We start from the raw sequence: 20,816 nt of genomic DNA on the forward strand, positions 1-20,816 counted from the left end.
AAGAGCCAGTAAATACTGACTCTTAAGCAAAGGAGGAAAATCGACTGTCTACTTATGAAAGTAGTATGTATCGTTTTCCTTTTTTTATACTCTTTTATAGATTAAACGGGTCTAGGAATTTAACAGATGGATATTTGTCCTGGAACAAACGCCATACAAAATCGTTTTCAAACATAAGAACGGCATGTTTATCACGATCTTCTACTAGCATCACGCGAGAATCTAGCATGCGATCTTCAATTGTTGATTTGTCTACCCATTTTGCAATGTTATGAGACATGCGCGTGAATTCAAGATCGACGTTGTACTCGCCTTTCATACGGTGTTCAAACACTTGGAACTGAAGTTCACCGACTGCTCCTAAAATATAATCTCCAAAGAACGGCGTACGGTAAAGCTGTACGGCTCCTTCTTGTACAAGCTGATTAATCCCTTTTTCAAAGTGCTTAGATTTCATTGCATTTTTCGCACGAACTTTTACAAACAGTTCAGGCGGGAACTTTGGAAGAGCATCAAATTCGAATACTTTTCCCTCTCCTACAATGGTATCGCCAATCTGATACGTACCCGAGTCATACAAGCCAATGATATCCCCTGGATACGCTGTGTCTACTGTTTCACGGCTTGATGCCAAGAACTGATGAGACTGCGCTAGCTTCATTTTACGGTTCGTTCTTGCTAACGTCACGTTCATTCCACGCTCGAATTTCCCTGAACATACGCGTACGAACGCAATGCGGTCGCGGTGAGCTGGGTTCATGTTCGCTTGAATTTTAAAGATGAAACCTGAGAAGTTTTCATCCGTAGGCTGAACGGTGCCATTCGTTGATTCACGAGGCTGCGGCGGTGATGTTAATTGTAAAAATGAATTAAAGAAAGACTGTACACCAAAGTTTGCAATCGCACTTCCGAAGAAAACAGGTGTTAATAGGCCTTGCTTTACTTTTTCAATTGAAAAATCATTACCTGCTTCGTCTAATAGAGATAAATCATCCACTAAGCCTGGTAAATACATTTCATCGACGTGTTTTTTAATTTCATCGTCGATATTTTCACCGTCAAAGTCTGCAAAATATGACTCTTTGTTTCCTTGGTATACTTCAATTTGTTTTGAAAAACGGTCATACGTTCCTTGGAATCGTTTCCCCATGCCAATTGGCCACGTTACAGGGTATGATTCAATACCAAGTACATCTTCAATTTCTTCAAGCAGCTCAAGTGGCTCTTTTCCTTCACGGTCTAATTTATTGATAAATGTTAGAATAGGAATACCACGCATACGACAAACTTTAAAAAGTTTAAGCGTTTGTGCTTCAATCCCTTTCGTTCCGTCAATAACCATGACCGCACTGTCTACAGCCGTTAAGGTACGATACGTATCCTCACTGAAGTCTTCGTGTCCTGGTGTATCCAAGATGTTAATAAAGTGATCTTTATACTCAAACTGCATAACACTTGATGTAACCGAAATTCCACGTTGTTTTTCGATTTCCATCCAGTCAGATGTAGCAAACTTGCCTGATTTTTTTCCTTTAACCGTTCCGGCTGAACGAATCATTCCGCCCAGTAACAGCATTTTTTCTGTTAACGTTGTTTTCCCGGCATCCGGGTGAGAAATAATGGCGAATGTACGACGTGAATCGACCATCGTTTCTTGAAGTTGGTTGTTCATACGTTTTAAAATCCTTTCTGCTCTACAATTCCTATTTTCATCATTTCATTATACGCTTTTTTTATACTGCGTGACTAGTTTTTTTCATATTTGAATACTTCTACAAAATCAAAGAAATCGTCAACAAGGTGTAAAAAGCGAACAAGAAAAGACCCCTTTTATAAAAGGGGCCTTCTCCCAGTTTAGTTTAACGAACGACCAGAGAAACGTTCTGCTGATCGGCTTAAACTTTATAAAAAAAATTACTTTTGAACGTTAGCAGCTTGTGGTCCACGGTTGCCTTCAACGATTTCAAATGTAACTTCTTGACCTTCTTCTAAAGTTTTGAAACCTTCGCCTTGGATAGCAGAGAAATGAACGAATACATCGTCTTGTCCTTCTACTTCGATGAAACCGAAACCTTTTTCAGCGTTGAACCATTTTACTTTACCTTGTAACATATCTCTTTTCCTCCTTGTGTGACAATCCACACATTGTGTATTACTCTATTCCTGCTCTTACAATAAGTCAAGACGAACACTTCGAACTATCCTTACCGAACAAAAATAAGCACCTTTATTGTAACAAATCCTCCAAAAAATTTCAAAGGAATTTGCACATTCTTTTTGTTTGCTTTGATCCCTTACCTACAGCCTTTCCGCCCCTTTTTAAGCAGCCGAATGTGAACGCATTATCCGCACTTCTTCTTGGTGTTTTTTCTTGTATAACGATCCTTTAAATGGATAACGCTATAGAGATAGATACTCTTTCTATTTATGAGAAAGCAGGTGACATCACAACCTATGGAAGACATTCTCATGTCCCTTCTTAGAACCTTTGTTTCTTTCATTATCTTAAGCATTACAACTTTCCTGATTGGAAAACAAATTAACACGCATAATAATCATTTTACATTTGCGATGTCCATCATTATTGGGTCGTTCATCGCAAATATGGGATTTGATTTAAAATTAAAATTTCTGCCGATGTTCGCTTCTTTTGCTTTTCTTGTAGCCATTCATTTTCTTTTAGCATCAACAGCTCTAAAAAGCAGGCGCTTGCGAAAATGGATTACAGGACGCCCGACGGTTATTATGGAAAAAGGAAAGCTTCTTGAAGCAAATATGAAAAAAGTCAAATATTCTATTGACGACTTGAATCAGCATTTACGAGAACTAGGAACGTTCAACATTGCTGAAGTAGAATTTGCTGTTTTAGAAGTAAGCGGAAAACTGTCAGTATTAAAGAAAACTGCTTATCAAAACATTGCCAAACAGGACGTTTTGTCTAAGCCGTTTAAAGAAATGAGTTTACCGGTAGAACTCATCATGGACGGAGAAATTATTCATAAAAACTTAACATCTCACTATACCGAACAGTGGATCAACCTTGAGCTTTCAAATCGTCAGCTTCAGTTGAACCAAGTGCTGTATGCAGTTGTGTCAACAAACGGCATGCTCTATGTAGATGAGTATAAAGATCAGCTGTCCGCTCCTACAGACAGAGAATAAGATTGAGACATAACTAAATTACGCCAATCTAAAGACAGACAGATGGAGTGAATGAGTTCGTATGGATCGCTTGAGACATCGCTGTTAATTTCCGTGCAGGGCTTTGCTCTCCTATCAACAGCTAGAAGCAGCTACATATATAAAACCTATGTTCACGATCACCATAAAAAAATCCGAACGAGTTTGATTCTTGATGGAGAATCAAACTCGTTCGGATAAAATATGTTTGTCCCAGTTTCACTGTGCCATCTCTTCAACGGTTCCTTCTTTTAAGCCATAGTAGTTCCGTTCAAATCGCTTTATTTCTTGATCATAGCGGCGTACTTTTGCATCGGCTAGCTGACGGCTTTGTTTTGTTTCTTCAAGCAGCTCGACCTGCTGATTAATTTGAAAAATAGTCGTCGTCAGCTCGTCTTGATAATCATAAATTTCATTTTGAATATCCACGCATACGGGCAAGCGATTTGCTAAAATAAAGTCCGTCATTTGCATAAGCACTTTTTTACGCTCTACTTCTTTCACTTTGCTTTTGACGGCTCGTTCTGCAGAACGGAACGTCAGTCTTACTTTAGAGAAGAAATCACCTTTAATCGAAAGCTTGCGCTGCAGTTCTTCTACATCTTGTTTTAATGATTCATGCTCTTCAATCATTTTTTGAAGCACAAGCCCTCCGTTTAACGATGTGAGCTCCATTTCATCAAGCTGATGGCGAATGGCTGTTTTGAGAGTTTCAATTTGCTTCACCGTCTTTTTCTCCGTAGCTCGGAGCTGCTTAACATACTGCTCTGTTTTATAAATAAAGCTGTCTAACCGTTCACGGTCAAACAGTGACTGCTCTTTCTTTTTCATATAATCTTGATACGCTGTGTGTACAGATGACCACTTGATCAGCAGAGACTGATAATTCAACAGCTCATCCTGATGCTCAAGCTTGTACGTCCACATCAGCTGAACAACTACCAATAACAGCGGCAAAAAAGTTCCAGCTTCTTTGCGTTTTGCAATAATTTCATGACTTTCAAAGCTCGCCATTAAAAACAGCGGCGCATTCATACTAAATAGCAGTGCTGGCGGGTAATTAACGGGAATAAAGATACTCATTACGGTTGCCATAAGGTCTGAAATAGCAGGGTATGCGTGCGGAGGAAGCTGTTTGTACAGTTCAATTGTCCCTTTTTTCTGCAGCAGTTTCACAAGTGCTTCCTGCTGATATTCTCCTAATGCATCAATCATTCTTTCCTGATACATGGGGGGCAGCTGTTCAATCCAATTCATCAGCTGCTGCTGAAACACAGCTTGCTGACGATTTGTAGCAATCATGTATTGCGAATCAATTAGATGAAAGAACAGTCGGATTTGATGGCGCATTACGTCTTCCAGCGTATGACAGCGTGCAATTGAAAACAGCTCATTGTATTTAGATACAAGCAAATTTCCAATGTTATCGCTTAACTCGTACAGCTCGCCATTTGTTGTAGCATGGGAAACAGGAAGTTCAAAAAACTTCGCCATTTCAAGCAAAATATGCAGATGCATGTCTACTTCAGGCTGTTTTTCAAGCAATTTCATTTCTTCTATCAATGACGCTTGAAAATCCGTATGCTCCGTTTGCTGATACTGTGCTGACATTTCCGTATAAATGCGGTGGTCACATAACACATAAGCAGCTCTTAGGATATCGCCTTTAGACGTAAGCAACCCATACAATAACTGTTGTCCGTTCATCTTCACACCGTCCTTCATTAAATTTTCTTACTATAGCTTTCTATCATTTTATACTTTTTCTATAAATTCGATGCAATAGTTCAAATTTCCTGTTATCTTTCTTCTTGCTTCCTTAATACAAAGAGTGCCGTCCAACATGACATCAGTGCAGGCGGAATGGTCCAAGTCATATATCGCCACTCACCCGTCACAAGCGCCATAATGAAAAAGATGAGCGGAAAACCTATTAGTACTATGATGATACGTGCTCGGCTTACCAATTTTTTCATAGTGCATCGCCCCTTCTGTTCGTCCCTTATTCCTATAATACCCTTTCGCTTCTATAGCATTAAACACCTTTATAAACCGTTCGTACATTTCTTTGTTTTCTAGACAGTCTATGACATAAGTTTTAAAAAAGAACAGAGGATACCTCTTACTTTGGTGAATCTCGTAAGCAGCTTTTATGTTTTGACAAGCTAAATCGAGAAAAATGTGTTATGGTAAAAGAAAATTTCGTTTTTACTACCTACATTGAAACGAAAGGGTTGATCGTATGAACATTTTTTTGATTGGCGCAAGCGGCAGGACCGGACAGGAATTAATAAGGCAAGCGATTAAAAACGGACATTATGTAAAAGCATTTGTACGAAACCCATCTAAGCTTAAGATAACGCATGCGAACGTACACATCATACAAGGCGACGTGCTTGATTATTATGAAGTGTGTCAGGCCATGCGAGGGTGTGATGCAGTAATTTCTTGTCTTGGAACCGAAAATCTAGGGCATTCTACCCTTTTAGTAGAAACGACAAATCTGCTGATTCAATGTATGAATGAAAACGGAATTCAGCGTATCGCCTACACGGCTTCTGCCGGAATCGACGGAGAAATTCCAGGCATGACGGGCTGGCTTGCTCAGCGTATTTTAAAAAATGTGCTTCGCGATCATCACGAAGCCGTGAAGCTCTTGAAGGTAAGCGGGCTCGACTGGACTGTTGCTCGGCCAATGGGTTTAACGAGCGGTCCATTAACTACGTATTATCGTATAGGAGAAGCTAGCATACCAGAAAACGGACGCAACATCAGCCGTTCTGACGTCGCTCACTTTCTTCTTCAAGCCGTAGAAAACAACAGGCATATAAAAAAATCACTAAGTCTTTCGTATTAAGTGTTCTAAAGGAGTGTTGATAGTGAACCTATCAAAAATTTTTCTAAAAATAAGTCTTGTACTTTTAATGGCATGCGTCTTTATTGAAGGTAATTTTCAGGTGGCGCTTGGCATCTTTGCTGCTGTTTGCATGCTTGTCATCATTTTTGCCAAGCCTCTTTCAAAATCGCTGCTTCCTGCTAATAAAAAACCAGGAAAAAAAGACCGCGAAACATTAATGATGGTCATTGGTGTCATCGTTTTTATTTCAGGAAGCTTTTTTATTGCGTAGTAGCATTGTAAAGAAAACAGGCTTAAATCCAGATTTTCAATCATATAAAGGGCTGTGCTGTAAGTCGAATGTTCGGCTTACGACACAGCCTTTTTTTGTTTCATGAGGTCTCTTTTAGCAATAGCTTCTGTCTTTTATACACATACCATTCCATTATTTAAGCAAATTACCTATCAAACCCTCTTATGCTTTTTTCATCAGTTCACATAATATATGTAGAAGATGTCCTAAGACAAGCGTCAAACGATTTGTATCTAGAAAAAGGAGGAAGATAAATGAAATGCCCCCATTGCGCTTATTCTAATCCGGAAGGGGTAAAATTCTGCTTAAATTGCGGCCATGAAATCGTGGAACACGACGAAAACTACAGCATATTCTACTTGTTTGCCCATCGTGTTGATAAAATCCCAAGAAATGAACGTTCGGTTGAACCTAAATTTCGAAATATATTCTCTCGAGTCTTCCGACAGCACAGTGAAATGGAAGCTGAACGGCTTTTTATTGTAGGAACAGGGCTTACGACTCCCAAAATAGAAGAAGTTGTAAATACATGGCCAAAGCCTTGGCTTTTTGCAAGAGTCTTTCTTATTGCGCTTCTCGCATACTTAGGGCTATATCTAGGCGTAAGCTTGTTCGAAAACATCAACTTCATACCCGGTCTTATTGTAGTCGGTGCTTTTGCAGTGCCATTTACTACGCTTATTTTCTTTTGGGAAATGAACGCTCCGCAGAATATTGCTATTTACAAAATTGTTTATATCGTTTTTATTGGCGGAATCCTTTCACTTTTATTAGCACTTGTGTTTTATGATATTCTTGGAAATAACACAAACGTGATCGTGATTGGAATATGCGAGGAACTGGCTAAAGTTATCGCGGTTATTTATTTTGTGCGCAATCTTAAATATAGATATGTGCTTAACGGTCTCCTCTTGGGAGCTGCAATAGGAGCTGGTTTTGCTGCTTTTGAAACCGCTGGCTATGCTTTAAGGGCACTTCTTTCAGGCAGCTTTCACATGCTTTATTCTACAATACTTTGGCGCAGTATTTTTGCTCCTGGAGGACATGTGGCTTGGGCTGCCTTGACTGGCGCTGCCGTCTGCATCGTCCAAGGAAATAAGAAATTTCAGTGGAGCATGTTGATAAAACCAAAATTTCTCGGTGTATTTTTGCTTGTCGTTTTTATGCACGCTCTTTGGGACTCACCTATACTAGGTATGTTGCCCGCTGGACATACAATTTTAACGGTTATATTATGGATTTTAGTATTCAGTATGATTCGTATTGGGCTAAAAGAAATCGCAGATAAAAAGTTGGAATTGACCTACTGCAAAGAAAATCCTACCCCCTCATAGGAAATGTTCAGCTTGCGTTAAGCTGCTCGTTTTAACTTTTTATTACCTTTATGTTTCATTTTGAAAATTGTTGTTACAAATTGTAAAAAAAAACATTCAAACTACCTGTACATGGTATGATAACTTCAATAACATGAAAGGGTGACTTGGTGGATGAACCTAACTGAAATTAAGCACATGATAGCAAATTTAGTAAATTATAGAGATAGCGACATTACTCATACTCTTGCCAATAGGTTTACACTAAGTTATTCAAAACAATTAAACAGTTTTCAAATCTGCGATATTGAAAACGATATCATTTATCGTTATGAAGAACCAGAAACAACTGCGTTAGCTCTGTTTAACATGGTCCATCATCTTCCTGAGACTATTTATAGACATACTAATTCGTTTGAACAAGTTTAAAGCAGCAAAAAAAGCTCATTTATTAACTAACATGAGCTTTTTTGCCGGTGTTTATCTATTTTAGTTATTTATAACCTTCTTCAAAAGAAGAATATCCTTTTTAATTGCCCGTCTAATTTCTTCAACTTTGCAGCGTTTGTATTCTTGTACTAAGCGATAGAGCTCTCGTTTAAATAAAAATTCATCTTTTTGGTTACTCATAGCAGCATACCCCTTATTAGCTTTCTATCACAAGCGATTAAAGAAAGTATTCCCTTTTCTTCTTGTAAAAAACAAATAAATTCACAAACAGATGTAAAAAAGCCCTTTATCATGCGCTTACAGGAATGGCGGGATGTGCTTTGCGCTAGACAAATGAAAGAATTTCGCTAAAACAAATAAAAAAACATTGACTACGAGCTCTCAGTCAATGTTTTTTATTTATTTCAGCTTTGTTTAATTAAAGTCGATTCACATACTTTTATGCGTTCATATCTCCTAAACCTGGAGCATGCTCATTTGGCATTTCAGATAAATGAGGGACTGGAAAAGCTTCCGGTGGAGGTGTTACGCTCAAGTCTCCGCCATTTCTGCTTGGGGTCTGCCCTTGGAATATTTCTCCCATTCGATGCGGATCTAACCTAAAATCAAATTGCGTGTTATGATACCCCATCTCGACAAATTTTCTGCATTCAGGGTATTTGTTAATATCATAATTTGGTACAGGGAATAGTTTTCCCCAGTCCACGCCTAATGTTTCAAGAGCTTTTGCAAACGCATTTTGATGAGCATTATCTCGAACAATTAAGAAACCTAGCGTTTCTCTTAACGTTTGGTTAGAACTCATTTCGTATATTCTTGTTTTTTGTAAAACGCCGGTTGATTCTAATACAACGTTATTGAGCAAATCAGCCACTAGATTTCCGTGATTATAAACCCACGAGCCGTTCCATGGATTTCCGCCCGCATCTACTGGCAGTGAGCTTTGAGCGCCCATGATATAGTGATGAGGATTAGCATGTTTTACGGCTTCATCAAGAGGAGCCTGATCTGAACCTTGACTTCCTACCCCGGCTCCGCCAGATTCATCTAACAATGCATTAATGGTATTTTGAACGAGTTCTACATGAGCAATTTCTTCTAAAAAAACACCTTTCATTAAATCGCGATACTGCGTCTCTTTTCCTCTGAAGTTAGAGCTTTGAAAGAAATATTGCATCATCGTCCGCATTTCACCAAACTGCCCGCCTAAGGCTTCTTGCAGTACCTTCGCGGCCGCAGGATCGGGCTTATCCGGTTTAATGCCATTGATTAATCCTTCTTTGTAATAATACATATCAAACACTCCTTTTACTGACATTGCTTGTTTTTCGAACTAGCTTATGTAGATTTTTGTCCCCTATATGATTATTCACTTGCATACCTGTTGCTTTTCTTCTTAACATATTTTAGCGTGCCATCTTTCTACCATGTGCACATAACTACTGTTTCCAGATGCGGCCTTTTTATTCTAGGTAGCTAAAAGACAACTTCATTGAAAAACGTGGATAACACCCTTTGTTATAAGCAAAAAACTGCTCGCAGCGGTCTTTTTACAGTCACGGAACCGTGAATACTTTGAATGCAAAAAAAAAAGAGCTGGTCAAAACCAGCTCTTTTTTTCTATTACTTCTCTATCCCTGCTTTGATTTCTTTAATCATGCCAGCCATTGACTCAAGGCCTCCTCCAGATAAATACCAAAGGCCTGGATCCAGATACACAACGTGATTGTTTTTCACCGCATTGACTTCTTTTACGTACTCATTTTCAACAATTTGTTTAGCGGATGATTTTTCACCAATCGCTGCACCGCGGTCAACGACGAATAAGTAGTCTGGATTTTGCTTAACTAAATATTCGTATGAAATGCTTTGACCGTGCTTAGCGGATGGATCTAAACTGTCGTCTGCTGCTTTAATACCGAATACGTCGTGGATTAATCCGTATTTAGAACCCGGACCAAACGCTGTCATTTTGCTATCATTTGCCATCATTACAAGCGCTTTTTTATCTAGTTTGTCCGCTTGTTTTTTCAAATCTGCAATTTGCTTATCAATTGCTGCTAGCTCTTTTTTCGCTTGATCTTCTTTATTAAAAATTTGTCCTAGTACTTTTGTGTTTTCTTTAAATGACTTCACATAGTGCTGGTTGTCCGTATCGATATAGATCGTCGGCGCAATTTTTGAAAATTCATCAAATGAATCTGCTTGGCGGCCTTGAATAATAATTAAGTCTGGCTTTAATTCTGCAATTTTTTCGAAATCAGGTTCTTTTAAGCCACCTACATTCGCATACTTATCATCTTGATACTTTGATAAATACTCAGGAATCGCTTGTTTTGGCAAGCCCGCTACTTCAACCCCTAGTTTATCTAGTGTATCAAGTGCACCCATGCTGAATACTACAACTTTTTTAGGGTTTTTCTTAATTTTAATTCCGTCTTTATTGAACTGATCGGTTACTGTTACCGTTTCTTTTTGCTTACTTTCTCCACCTGTTGTTTCTTTTGCTCCTTGATTACCGCAAGCAGCTACAACAATCGCAGTTAAGACTGCTGCAAACATTACTAACACTTTTTTCACTTTCGTCACCTCATGAATAAATTTTATGAAAAATACACGCAAATACGCTGTCCGTTAACCGTTTCGATTGGAATATCCATATCGTATATATCCTTTAATACAGACGTTTGAATGATGGTTTCTGTTGGGCCTTCACAGATTACTTCACCGTTTTTAAGTGCCACAATATAATCCGAATAAACAGACGCAAAATTAATATCGTGAATGACAATTACAATCGTTTTGCCTAAGTCTTCTACGAGACGTTTCAACAGCTTCATAATTTCAACAGAATGCTTCATATCTAAGTTATTGAGCGGTTCATCTAAGAAAATATACTCCGTGTCCTGTGCGATGACCATAGCGATAAAGGCCCGCTGACACTGTCCCCCGCTCAGTTCATCCAAGTATTTGTCTTGAATACTTTCAAGCTTCATATAACTTAGCGCCTGATCAACCGCTTGTTCATCACTTTTTGTTAACCGGCCTTTTGAATAAGGAAACCTTCCAAAATTGACGAGTTCACGTACGCTAAGCTTGATATTCAGCTGATTGGACTGTTTTAAAATGCTCATTTTTTTGGCTAAATCTGAGCTGTCAATATTCTCTATATTTTTTCCTTCTATTGATATTGATCCTGAGTCGGCTTTAATGAGACGGCTCATAATTGAAAGCAGCGTACTTTTCCCCGCTCCGTTTGGACCGATAAATGACGTGATTTTCCCTTTTGGAATCACGACGGATGTTTTTTCCAAAACGGTTTTTTCTCCGTATGTTTTACTGACATTTGTTACTTCTACCATGATTTATTCTCCTTTAGCAGCAAATAAATAAAGTAAATTCCGCCGGCAAAGTCAATGAGGACGCTCAGCGTGGTGCTGAAGGTGAACACTTTTTCAACGATAAATTCTCCTCCGACGAGAGCTATAACACTAAGCAGCAGTGATCCCATCATTAAATAGGTGTGCTTGTACGTTTTGAACAGCTCTCTCGCAAGGTTCACAACAAGCAGTCCAAGAAAGGTAATCGGCCCAACTAACGCTGTAGCCACTGAGACAAAAATGGCGATCACAATCAGCATTTTTTTGACGAGCCCGTCATAATCAATACCTAAATTTACCGCATGTTCTCTTCCAAGCGACAGGACATCAAAAATGGATGTAAAGCGCCACACGTAAATGCCAAGCAGGATAAATATGACGGCTGCGATGTATAGCAAATCGGTATTAACATTGTTAAAGCTTGCAAATGATTTATCTTGTACAACTTGAAATTCATTCGGATCGATCAGCATTTCCATAAATGAAGACATGCTTTTAAATAACGTGCCGAACACAATTCCAACCAGTAAAATAAAGAAAATATTCTTACCGGCTTTTTTGAACATCAGTATGTAAAGCAAGACCGAAAAGATAATCATCAGCGAAACGCAAAGAAGAAAGTTAAGATTTTTGTTCATGATGACAATATTCGTCGAGCCAAAGATGTACACAATAAACGTTTGCAGAAATAAATACAGTGAATCCAGTCCTAGAATACTAGGAGTTAGAATTCGATTATTAGTAATTGTTTGAAAGATAACGGATGAAAAAGCAATGGCTCCTCCGGTTAAAACAATCGCAGCAACTTTTTCAATTCTTCGCGGCAGCGTGTACTGCCAGTAGCCTAAATCGTAGCTGATAAACAGTGCCACTGATAAAACGGCCAGCGCGGCGAGAATGATGATTTTATGTTTGTTATGCATAACGACCTCTCCTTATCAGCATAAAAAGAAAGATCGCACTTCCTATTACACCGACCATTAGCCCAATAGAGATTTCATAAGGGAAAATAATGACTCTGCCTAAAATATCGCACGCCAGTACGAACACAGCTCCAAGCAGCGCTGTATAAGGCAGGCTTTTTCGCAAATGATCTCCACGGTAAATCGATACGATATTTGGAATGATTAATCCTAAAAAAGGCAGCATGCCAACGGTCAAAATCGTAATCGACGTAATAAGCGAAACAATGACTAATCCAATGTTTACGATTTGTTTGTATTTCATGCCTAAATTGATTGAAAAGCTTTCTCCCATACCAGCAACCGTGAACTTATCTGCGTAAAGATAAGCAATTATTACGAGCGGTATACTCAGGTATAAAAGTTCATATCTCCCTTTGACTACTAGCGAAAAGTCGCCTTGCAGCCATGAAGAAAGGTTTTGAATCAAATCGTATTTGTAGGCGATGAAGGTAGCTAAGGAACTTACGATACTGCCGAGCATTAAACCGACTAGCGGAATATAAATCGTATCGTTAAATTTAATTCTGTCTAGTATTCTCATAAACAATAGATTGCCCGCCAGTGAGAAAATGAAAGCAATGCTCATTTTTAATAGAGGACTTGCTGAAGCAAATACTAGTAGAGAAATCAACACACCAAGTCTTGCCCAGTCCATCGTTCCTGCCGTTGTTGGAGATACAAACTTATTTCGCGTAATTTGCTGCATAATTAATCCGCAAATACTAAGGCTCATTCCTGCCATAATAATGCTCAAAAGCCTAGGAAAACGACTAAAAAACAGCGTTTGACTTTCTTCTTTTGTTAAATGAAAGAGATCCGTCGCTGACAGATCTTGTACGCCTATAAAAAGAGACGAAACTGCTAGTACAGCAAACACAAGAATTAACTGATAAAACTTCAACTTTCCTTACTCCTTTCTTCCCTCTATAAGTCTAGTTATCTCCTCCTTCATCACATGTAAATGATTATCATTATCAATTGACTTTCTTTATCATATCATTATTCTCTAAATAATCAATGGTTTTCTCAAAATTTAAGCAAAAAAATACCTTAACAGATGGATCTGTTAAGGTATTTTAAGGTTCAATTAGACTTAAAAAATAGCTATTTCTCTCTTCATCTAAAAGAGGATTGAGACATAACTGTATTAATCTAAAGATGAATAAATTAGATACATTAACTCGTATGGATCGCTTGGTACGCCCATCTTGATTTCCGTGCAAGGCTTCTCGCTTTCCGCTTTTTTCGCAGGAGTCTTCGCCTTCCCCTCCAATTAACAGCTAGAAGTAACTACATATATGAAATCTGCGTTTACCATAACAACAAAAAAATCCGAACCATTAATAGTTATTAATGATTCGGATTTAACTTTAAGCAAAATACTTTTGTGGCAGTCTCTCTGTATCAACATTACATATATATGAAATATATGTTTATATTTGAAAGAAATCTACTTATTTTGCAAATACATGGTTTCCGATAACTGCCGTTACTTGCTGCGTTGCAACCCATTGGCTTTCAGCGATTTTCGGATTATAGAAAAACAGCGCATCGTTTTCATGCGGGTTTGATAATGCTTCGCTTACCGCTTGTTTTGATTCTTCTGATGCAGGTTGATTAATTGCGCCGTTTGCTACTGGTGAAAATTGATATACGCCGTTTCCTAGCTGCTGATAAATAACGTCGTGAATGTTATTTGGAAATTCCGGTGAAGCTACACGGTTTAATACCACAATTGCTACCGCTACTTTTCCTTGGTACGGCTCACCTTTTGCTTCTGCCTCTACTAATCTTGCTAGTAAATCTTGATCTTGTGCAGAAACCGATGTAGACGGAGCAGTTTGTGCCGGCGCCGGTGCTTCTCCTTGAAGTTTTAACGTTTGTCCGATGGTAATGATATCACTTTGTAAACCGTTAACAGCTTTTAACTGATCCACAGTCATGCCGTTTTGTGTTGCAATATGATATAACGTTTCGCCTTGTGCTACTGTATGTACAGATGTTGCCGGACTAGCGGCAGGTTGTGCTTGTCCCTGGTCAGGAATCGTTAATGTTTCTCCAACGTAAATCATGTCGTTTTGGCGGTTATTAGCACCTTTTAGCTCATCTACCGTAACCCCATTTTGTTGGCCAAGCCCCCACAAGGTATCTCCTTTTACGACTTTGTGCGAAGCTGCTGCTGATGCTGTTCCTTGACTTGCTAGAAATGCTACAGACGCTGCAGAAGCAACTGCCCATTTTTTTACACGTTTTTTACTCACAAAAACTACCTCCTAAAATTTGAACCTGTTATTACCTTAGCACATAGATTCGCCTTTTCATTAAAAAAAACAGTAACATTTGTTCTAATTGGATTAAGTTTCTTACAGTGCCATTCATTATGTTACAACTTTTACATGACCCTTAAAGAATATGTAGAAATATGACGATTTCATTGCGAAACGAGCTTTTTATCTGTTTACTTACATTCCTCTTTCTGTAAAAAACTTGATTTAATTATGATTAATCGCAGAGATAAAAAGGAAAACAGCAGTCAAATAGAGAAATAGTGTAACTATTGAGGAATGATTCAGCGCTTCTTTGTCAATTTACGTTTGTTTATTAATAAAGGAGGTCTATTTGGATGTGTGCAAATAAAATGTATGTGACGTATAACACGGAGAAACCGGCTATTACAATTCAAGGAGCTTTTTATCATACGGGAGGAACGCAGGAAGAGTTTTTGCGGGAATTCAAGTACTGGCTTGAATCTCACGGCTGGTCATTTATGGGCGTAACAAATGAAACAACGATGACAACGGCGAACAAAGAGTTAAAAGAAACGATGGAACAGCATAAAATAGAAGGCAAAAAAGTTCAAAGACTAGAAGATTTATAACGATTGCTTCTGTGACCCTTCACACATGTCCAAACGCCAATACGTAAAAAAGCCTTTAGATGAGCTAAAGGCTTTTTTACATTAACGAGAAAGTGCGACCACCTTCTGATTTTCTACTCTCTCTTCAACAGGCTTTCTCATTTCTTTTTCCGTCCATACGCCAATGCGTTTTTGTCTTTTCCCAAGAGGCTGTTTTTCACATGCATAGCAAATTTCTGAAATATCATCAAAATGAGCTAACGACATCTTTATCCCTCCTTTTCTAAATATACACAGGCAAGTTAGTATGCTTCTTCCCTTATTTTCCAAAGCTAAACTGCTTCTTCTTATATTTAAACAATTTATAAACAAACGGAATAAATAATTTCTACTTCATTATCATTTAGATTGTTTTATTTAGATATAGACGGGTAAACAAAAACTATCCCACCTCACACCCTGAAGTTTGAAACTGTCACGTAAAAAAGCAGCTTTCTATACATGTATAGAAAGCTGCTTTTTTATGTAACTAGAAAAAATGCATTGATGCACCAGCTATAACAACAGGCATCCGGCCCTTTATTTTCTAGCAGTTCGTTTTTTGTAACGGTGAATAGTATGCATGGATTCATTAAAATCTTTCATTAGACGATAAGGCTTGCTCACTAACCTTATCGGAATTCCAGTTAAAAATCTATTTATATCTTTTTTATATTCTTTTGATACTCGGTTAGGTTTAGTAAAGACACGCTTGTAGACCTCTTTATAGAACTCTTTCAAAACATCAACTTTAAATACCATTGTACGCCTACATTCTTGACACTCTACGCGTACAATTTTGCCGTTAATATAATAAACGTGGTGAGGAAGCTCTTCTTTGCAACTGTTACAATATAAACCTGCTTCCATTTGGGTATCTTTCAAACTTCCTCCCTCCCTGATTTACATTATTTATATAGTTCGTTTCTACGACTGAACAAGCACTTTTATTTCATTACCTGATAGAACGGCTTCGAATCCTTGACGCCAATAATCAAGAGGTACAATTTTAGTGATCATTTTCTCTGTATTAATTTTCTTTTCCTCAAGAAGTTTTAAAGCAATATGCCAAGAACTTGGTTTCTGAGAACGTGTTCCAATATATGTAATTTCTCTTTGGATGATAGATTCTTGATCTAAAAGGTTTAATTTTTCGGAGAAAATTCCTACTTGTACAAACGTTCCTTTTTTCTTAACCAGAGGCAACCCTTGGTTTAACGCCTGGACAGCACCTGAACACTCAAATAACTTGTCAACACCGTATCCCTTTGTATAGGTCAGCACAATTTCTTCTAAGCTTTCTTTTTGGATATCTACAGTTACGTCGATTCCTAAAGACTTAGCTAACTCTAAACGCTTCTGATCTTTTGTTATACCTGCTAATATAACAAACGCTCCTTGTGCTTTTACAACTTGTGCTTGCAGTAAACCAATAGGACCTGGACCAAAAATTAATACTTTATCTTCTTTTTTAACAATCGTTTTTTCTAAAGCTGCATGAACGCAGCAAGCTAGAGGCTCAGTTAAAGCAGCTGCTTTTAGGTCGACTGTATCTGGCAGCACATGGACACTTTCCTCACGGGAAATAACATATTCAGCAAAGCTGCCGTTTATTTGTGTGCCTATCCCTTTTCGATGAGCGCACAGATTATAGTCTTTTTCTAAGCAATAATCACACTCTCCGCACGTCACAAATGTTGTTTCACTGGTTACTCTATCGCCAACTTTTACTTTTGTTACATCTTCCCCTACTTCAACGACTATACCGGAAAACTCATGCCCAAGCACAACCGGCGTCTGGGAATTTTTGTATTGACCTGTAAACGTGTGAATATCCGTACCGCATATTCCGGTATACGCTACTTTAATCTTCACTTGGTTTTTCTGAACTCCTAATTCAGGGATTGTTTTTAACAGCATCTTATCGTAGCCTGGCTCTACCTTCATGACTGCCTTCATTTTTTTCACTCCTTATTTGGAATTATTAACACTTTTCCATAAGCTTCTTCTCGATTAATAATCATATTAAATGCTTTTTGCGTGTCTTCTAACTTAAATCGATGAGAAATTAATTCTTTTAATCTAATCTTTCCATTTAAAATAAAGTCAACGCTTGTTTTCCACTCTTTCCCGGGAAACGGTGCAGAATAAGAGTTCCAGAAACCTTGCAATGTAAGCTCTTTTCTAAAAATACTCTCAAATGCTGCTTCAGATAAACACACATCTGAATAAGCAATACCTAAATATCCAACCTTCCCTTTTTTACAAGTAACAAGCAGGCACTGCTCTTGAGTGACAGTGGAACCTGCACATTCGAGTGCAAGATCCACTCCTCTTCCTTTTGTATATTCATTGATTTTTTCAAGGACATTTTCATAACGGGTATGAATCACTTTTTCACAACCCATGGCCCTCGCTTCTGCAAGCTTTTCACTAGAAATGTCGATGGCGATGATTTCTTTTACACCCGCAATTTTCAACCATTGAATCGTCAGCATGCCAATGACTCCTGCTCCAAAGACCGCTGCAGTGTCTCCTATTTGCGGATGAATATTAAGTACTCCATGAAGCGCTACTGCTAAAGGTTCTATCATAGCTGCTTCTTCAAAGTCCATCTCTCCTACTTGTATAACATTTGAAGCTGGAATATTGACATACTGAGCAAATCCGCCAAATGATTGCGCACCAATCATTCCGTAGTTTTCGCATAGTGAATACTGCCCTTTTTGGCAATATTCACATGTGCTACACGGTTTAAACGGAATAGCAGCTACTCTGTCTCCAACGTTCAAATCTACTACTTTTCCCCCTTTTTCAACGATATACCCAGCAAATTCATGTCCCATAATGGCAGGTAGCGGATACTTCCATCTGCTTGTCATTTTGTGTGTATCCGATCCGCATATTCCTGCTGCCATTACTTTTATTTTGACTTCATTCGCTCGGCAAGAATCAATCCCAATATCTTGATAAATGATTTTATTTTTTTCATGTAGCACAGCTGCTTTCATTGTCTTACCTCCTGTTTATCCCTATTTTAAAAAATAGAAGCCCACAGCTGAGAGAATTTAAGAATAAGCCAGTTAAATAAGTTTCCTCCCATGTCTAAACTTGAAATTTGTGTTGCACCTTCTGGCATAGAAAACTGAGCTCCTGATAACATTTGTGTATGCACATCTGCAAAATTCGTTGCCATATAAAGTGATAGCGCTACCATAACAGTGCCCGAAATAAGAGAGTGTATAATATTCCCTCTTAATGAGCCCACAACAAAAGCTACATAGAAAGGAATGGTTGCCAAATCCCCAAACGGCAATACTTTATTTCCAGGTAGAATGACAGCTAAAAGTAATGTAATAGGGACAAGTAACAGTGCTGTAGCCATAACGGATGGATGTCCTACTGCAAGAGCCGCATCTAATCCAATATATATTTCACGATTACCATATCGTTTTTGAAGAAAAGAACGAGCTGCTTCAGAAATTGGAATAAGTCCTTCCATTAAGATTTTAACCATTCTAGGCATCAAAAGCATAACCGCTCCCATTGAAATACCTACTTGAAAAACTTTACCAAGGTCATAGCCTGCTAATATACCGATTACACACCCTAAGATTAAACCCATCATCATTGGTTCACCGAAAATACCAAAACGTTTTTGAATAGATTCGGGATCTGCGTTCAACCTTTTAATCCCTGGAATCCTTGATACACCCATACCTACCAAAATACCAATTGGTCCAAATGCAGCTGTAGAGCCCGTAGGAAGAGAAATTCCTTCTAACCCGTAAAATTTTTGAACCATTGGCGCTGTCTTATCTGCTACAAATAAAACAGCAATTTCATACAGAACGGTACACAATATTGCAAACCACCAGCTTCCTGTGACAACGTATCCTGTTGCGCCAGCAGCGATAAAGTGCCAATAGTTCCAAATATCAATATCAAGCGTTTTAGTCAGTTTTAACAAAAGCAAAATAATATTTACAAACAAGCAAACAGGAATTAGTATAGCTGCAACGGGAGATGCCCAAGATATTGCAGCAGCAGAAGGCCATCCCGTATCGATAACAGTTAGATTTAATCCAAATCGTTCAACCATTGCTTGTGCTGCTGGTCCTAAGTTTTTTACAAGTAAATCAATAACTAAGTTGATGCCGACAAAACCAATTCCTATTGTAATTCCGGATTTAAACGCTTTTTTTGCTCCTGTTTTAAATAACAGGCCTAAGATAAAAATGGCAATTGGTAAAATAACTGTAGGTCCTAGATTTAATACTGCTTGCACACCTGATAGAAGTTTATCCATATCCATCCCTCATTTTTCTTTTGTCATTTCCTAAAATGGAGGCAACGCGTGATCCCTATGCTTGTAAATGCGTCAGAATTTTTTGATCTAGTGCTTCCATGCCAATCCCTGTGATATAGGAGGTTGCGCTTAATGCCGGAATGCTGTACTTTGTAGGTAAAATCGTTGTCGATACAATTAAATCCGCTCCTTCTTGGCGAGAAGCTACTTCGGCAATTTTACATTGCACAACTTCCGCGTTAATGCCATTGTCTTTTAATAAATTTTCTACTCGTTCACACACCACTGTTGATGTTGCAATTCCCGCTCCGCATGCTACTAATACCGTATATTTTTTCATTTTGTTCAGCTCCTGATTTATTATTTTTAATTTTCCGACTAATTACTTAGCAAAGGTTTTATTTAAGGCATCTATTATTTTTTGGTCCAGTGCTTCCATGCCAATCCCTGTGATATAGGAAGTTGCGCTTAATGCTGGAATGCTGTACTTTGTGGGTAAAATTGTTGTCGATACAATTAAATCCGCTCCTTCTTGGCGGGAAGCTACTTCGGCAATTTTACATTGCACAACTTCCGCGTTAATGCCGTTATCTTTTAATAAATTTTCTACTCGTTCACACACCACTGTTGATGTTGCAATTCCCGCTCCGCACGCTACTAATACCGTATACTTTTTCATTTTACTTCTCCCCTTTTGTACTAATTTTTTCAACTCCGTTAAAAATAGCTTGAACATCCCTTTGATTTTGAGCCTGTAATAATTGCTCTATTTTTTGCTGATCTTGAATTGTTTGCATCAGCTCCTGAAGTACTGTTAACTGGGTGTGAGGCTGGTTTAAACCTAATAGAAGCACAATGCGCACATCCACTTTTTTTGTATTATCATCCATTAAATAAAACGATATAGGTTTTTGTAAGGTAATCACACTAATAAATTGTTCAAAAACGTGCTCTGGATCTGTATGAGGGATTGCTACACTGTAATCGCCTATTTGGAGCCCCGTCGGAAAAGATGCTTCTCTTTCTTTAATTTTTGTCAAAAAGTTTTCACCGACATACCCTTTGCCAAATGCCTCTTTGTACACTATTTCAAAGATATCTGCTTGATCTTTACATATACTATTTAACTTCAATAACTCTTCTTTTAAAAAAGGCTGTAATGTCACGATTGTAT

Annotated in this window: 25 protein-coding genes; 6 read left to right on the forward strand and 19 right to left on the reverse strand. The window is 38.2% G+C overall.

Annotated features, from left to right (window positions below; all coding sequences use genetic code 11):
* Positions 1-94: 94 nt before the first annotated feature.
* Positions 95-1,672 carry a peptide chain release factor 3 gene (locus tag AC0KUU_RS19290; RefSeq protein WP_016764821.1) on the reverse strand — a complete coding sequence of 526 codons (1,578 nt, stop codon included), beginning with the start codon at positions 1,670-1,672 and terminating at the stop codon, positions 95-97.
* Between the two features lie 242 nt (positions 1,673-1,914).
* Positions 1,915-2,112, reverse strand: a complete 198-nt coding sequence (cspD, locus tag AC0KUU_RS19295) for a cold-shock protein CspD (protein ID WP_013057877.1) — start codon at positions 2,110-2,112, stop codon at positions 1,915-1,917.
* Between the two features lie 327 nt (positions 2,113-2,439).
* Between cspD and AC0KUU_RS19300 the strand changes: the two genes are divergently transcribed.
* Positions 2,440-3,162 (forward strand): DUF421 domain-containing protein, encoded by a 723-nt coding sequence (locus AC0KUU_RS19300; protein ID WP_237074396.1) that lies wholly within the window; start codon positions 2,440-2,442, stop codon positions 3,160-3,162.
* Between the two features lie 51 nt (positions 3,163-3,213).
* The gene (locus tag AC0KUU_RS19305; RefSeq protein ID WP_162214562.1) at positions 3,214-3,381 is read left to right on the forward strand and encodes a hypothetical protein; all 168 of its coding nucleotides are present in this window, start codon (positions 3,214-3,216) and stop codon (positions 3,379-3,381) included.
* Between the two features lie 18 nt (positions 3,382-3,399).
* On the opposite strand, the gene AC0KUU_RS19310 is transcribed toward AC0KUU_RS19305, so the two are convergent.
* Positions 3,400-4,887 (reverse strand): hypothetical protein, encoded by a 1,488-nt coding sequence (locus tag AC0KUU_RS19310; RefSeq protein ID WP_097822761.1) that lies wholly within the window; start codon positions 4,885-4,887, stop codon positions 3,400-3,402.
* Between the two features lie 92 nt (positions 4,888-4,979).
* Complete coding sequence (locus AC0KUU_RS19315; RefSeq protein WP_473452947.1) at positions 4,980-5,156, reverse strand: hypothetical protein; 177 nt, start codon at positions 5,154-5,156, stop codon at positions 4,980-4,982.
* A gap of 266 nt (positions 5,157-5,422) precedes the next feature.
* Here AC0KUU_RS19315 and AC0KUU_RS19320 point away from each other — a divergent pair, with 266 nt between their 5' ends.
* The 3 genes from AC0KUU_RS19320 to AC0KUU_RS19330 all read left to right on the forward strand — a co-directional run bounded on the left by AC0KUU_RS19320 (position 5,423) and on the right by AC0KUU_RS19330 (position 7,663).
* The gene (locus AC0KUU_RS19320) at positions 5,423-6,037 is read left to right on the forward strand and encodes an NAD(P)-dependent oxidoreductase (protein ID WP_043981411.1); all 615 of its coding nucleotides are present in this window, start codon (positions 5,423-5,425) and stop codon (positions 6,035-6,037) included.
* 22 nt (positions 6,038-6,059) lie between these two features.
* On the forward strand, positions 6,060-6,308 hold the full coding sequence (locus tag AC0KUU_RS19325; protein ID WP_013083940.1) for a hypothetical protein: 249 nt from the start codon (positions 6,060-6,062) through the stop codon (positions 6,306-6,308).
* Between the two features lie 275 nt (positions 6,309-6,583).
* Positions 6,584-7,663 carry a PrsW family intramembrane metalloprotease gene (locus tag AC0KUU_RS19330; RefSeq protein ID WP_322552244.1) on the forward strand — a complete coding sequence of 360 codons (1,080 nt, stop codon included), beginning with the start codon at positions 6,584-6,586 and terminating at the stop codon, positions 7,661-7,663.
* Between the two features lie 468 nt (positions 7,664-8,131).
* Here the strand turns inward: AC0KUU_RS19330 and AC0KUU_RS19335 are convergent, their stop codons facing one another.
* From AC0KUU_RS19335 to AC0KUU_RS19365, 7 genes are all read right to left on the reverse strand, one after another.
* Positions 8,132-8,272 (reverse strand): hypothetical protein, encoded by a 141-nt coding sequence (locus AC0KUU_RS19335; protein WP_013057884.1) that lies wholly within the window; start codon positions 8,270-8,272, stop codon positions 8,132-8,134.
* 259 nt (positions 8,273-8,531) lie between these two features.
* The gene (locus tag AC0KUU_RS19340; protein WP_013057886.1) at positions 8,532-9,386 is read right to left on the reverse strand and encodes a manganese catalase family protein; all 855 of its coding nucleotides are present in this window, start codon (positions 9,384-9,386) and stop codon (positions 8,532-8,534) included.
* A gap of 329 nt (positions 9,387-9,715) precedes the next feature.
* Complete coding sequence (locus AC0KUU_RS19345; protein WP_043981408.1) at positions 9,716-10,672, reverse strand: siderophore ABC transporter substrate-binding protein; 957 nt, start codon at positions 10,670-10,672, stop codon at positions 9,716-9,718.
* Positions 10,673-10,695: 23 nt separating this feature from the next.
* A complete protein-coding gene (locus AC0KUU_RS19350) occupies positions 10,696-11,454 on the reverse strand; it encodes an iron ABC transporter ATP-binding protein (RefSeq protein WP_237074394.1) in 759 nt (252 codons plus the stop codon).
* Positions 11,448-12,395 (reverse strand): iron chelate uptake ABC transporter family permease subunit, encoded by a 948-nt coding sequence (locus tag AC0KUU_RS19355; protein ID WP_322552245.1) that lies wholly within the window; start codon positions 12,393-12,395, stop codon positions 11,448-11,450. The genes AC0KUU_RS19350 and AC0KUU_RS19355 overlap by 7 nt, the downstream gene beginning before the upstream one ends.
* Positions 12,388-13,338 (reverse strand): ABC transporter permease, encoded by a 951-nt coding sequence (locus AC0KUU_RS19360; protein ID WP_043981405.1) that lies wholly within the window; start codon positions 13,336-13,338, stop codon positions 12,388-12,390. Before AC0KUU_RS19360 ends, AC0KUU_RS19355 begins: the two co-directional genes overlap by 8 nt.
* Positions 13,339-13,891: 553 nt before the next feature.
* A complete protein-coding gene (locus AC0KUU_RS19365) occupies positions 13,892-14,698 on the reverse strand; it encodes a cell wall hydrolase (protein WP_097822769.1) in 807 nt (268 codons plus the stop codon).
* Positions 14,699-15,060: 362 nt separating this feature from the next.
* Between AC0KUU_RS19365 and AC0KUU_RS19370 the strand changes: the two genes are divergently transcribed.
* A complete protein-coding gene (locus AC0KUU_RS19370) occupies positions 15,061-15,315 on the forward strand; it encodes a hypothetical protein (protein WP_013057893.1) in 255 nt (84 codons plus the stop codon).
* An 81-nt stretch (positions 15,316-15,396) separates the two neighbouring features.
* Here AC0KUU_RS19370 and AC0KUU_RS19375 read toward each other — a convergent pair whose 3' ends face one another.
* The 8 genes from AC0KUU_RS19375 to AC0KUU_RS19410 form a co-directional block, all read right to left on the reverse strand.
* On the reverse strand, positions 15,397-15,561 hold the full coding sequence (locus AC0KUU_RS19375) for a hypothetical protein (RefSeq protein WP_013057894.1): 165 nt from the start codon (positions 15,559-15,561) through the stop codon (positions 15,397-15,399).
* A 312-nt stretch (positions 15,562-15,873) separates the two neighbouring features.
* The gene (locus AC0KUU_RS19380) at positions 15,874-16,218 is read right to left on the reverse strand and encodes a hypothetical protein (RefSeq protein WP_013057895.1); all 345 of its coding nucleotides are present in this window, start codon (positions 16,216-16,218) and stop codon (positions 15,874-15,876) included.
* Positions 16,219-16,260: 42 nt separating this feature from the next.
* Positions 16,261-17,292, reverse strand: coding sequence for a zinc-binding dehydrogenase (locus AC0KUU_RS19385; protein WP_097822770.1), 1,032 nt, complete (start codon positions 17,290-17,292; stop codon positions 16,261-16,263).
* A gap of 5 nt (positions 17,293-17,297) precedes the next feature.
* Positions 17,298-18,344 (reverse strand): galactitol-1-phosphate 5-dehydrogenase, encoded by a 1,047-nt coding sequence (locus AC0KUU_RS19390; protein WP_322552246.1) that lies wholly within the window; start codon positions 18,342-18,344, stop codon positions 17,298-17,300.
* Positions 18,345-18,370: 26 nt separating this feature from the next.
* Positions 18,371-19,642 (reverse strand): PTS galactitol transporter subunit IIC, encoded by a 1,272-nt coding sequence (locus tag AC0KUU_RS19395; RefSeq protein WP_097822772.1) that lies wholly within the window; start codon positions 19,640-19,642, stop codon positions 18,371-18,373.
* 55 nt (positions 19,643-19,697) lie between these two features.
* The gene (locus AC0KUU_RS19400; protein ID WP_050691017.1) at positions 19,698-19,982 is read right to left on the reverse strand and encodes a PTS sugar transporter subunit IIB; all 285 of its coding nucleotides are present in this window, start codon (positions 19,980-19,982) and stop codon (positions 19,698-19,700) included.
* A gap of 42 nt (positions 19,983-20,024) precedes the next feature.
* The gene (locus tag AC0KUU_RS19405; RefSeq protein WP_322552247.1) at positions 20,025-20,321 is read right to left on the reverse strand and encodes a PTS sugar transporter subunit IIB; all 297 of its coding nucleotides are present in this window, start codon (positions 20,319-20,321) and stop codon (positions 20,025-20,027) included.
* A gap of 1 nt (position 20,322) precedes the next feature.
* The gene (locus AC0KUU_RS19410; RefSeq protein ID WP_322552248.1) at positions 20,323-20,808 is read right to left on the reverse strand and encodes a PTS sugar transporter subunit IIA; all 486 of its coding nucleotides are present in this window, start codon (positions 20,806-20,808) and stop codon (positions 20,323-20,325) included.
* Positions 20,809-20,816 lie beyond the last annotated feature (8 nt).

The organism is Priestia sp. ST2 (genome assembly GCF_055810735.1).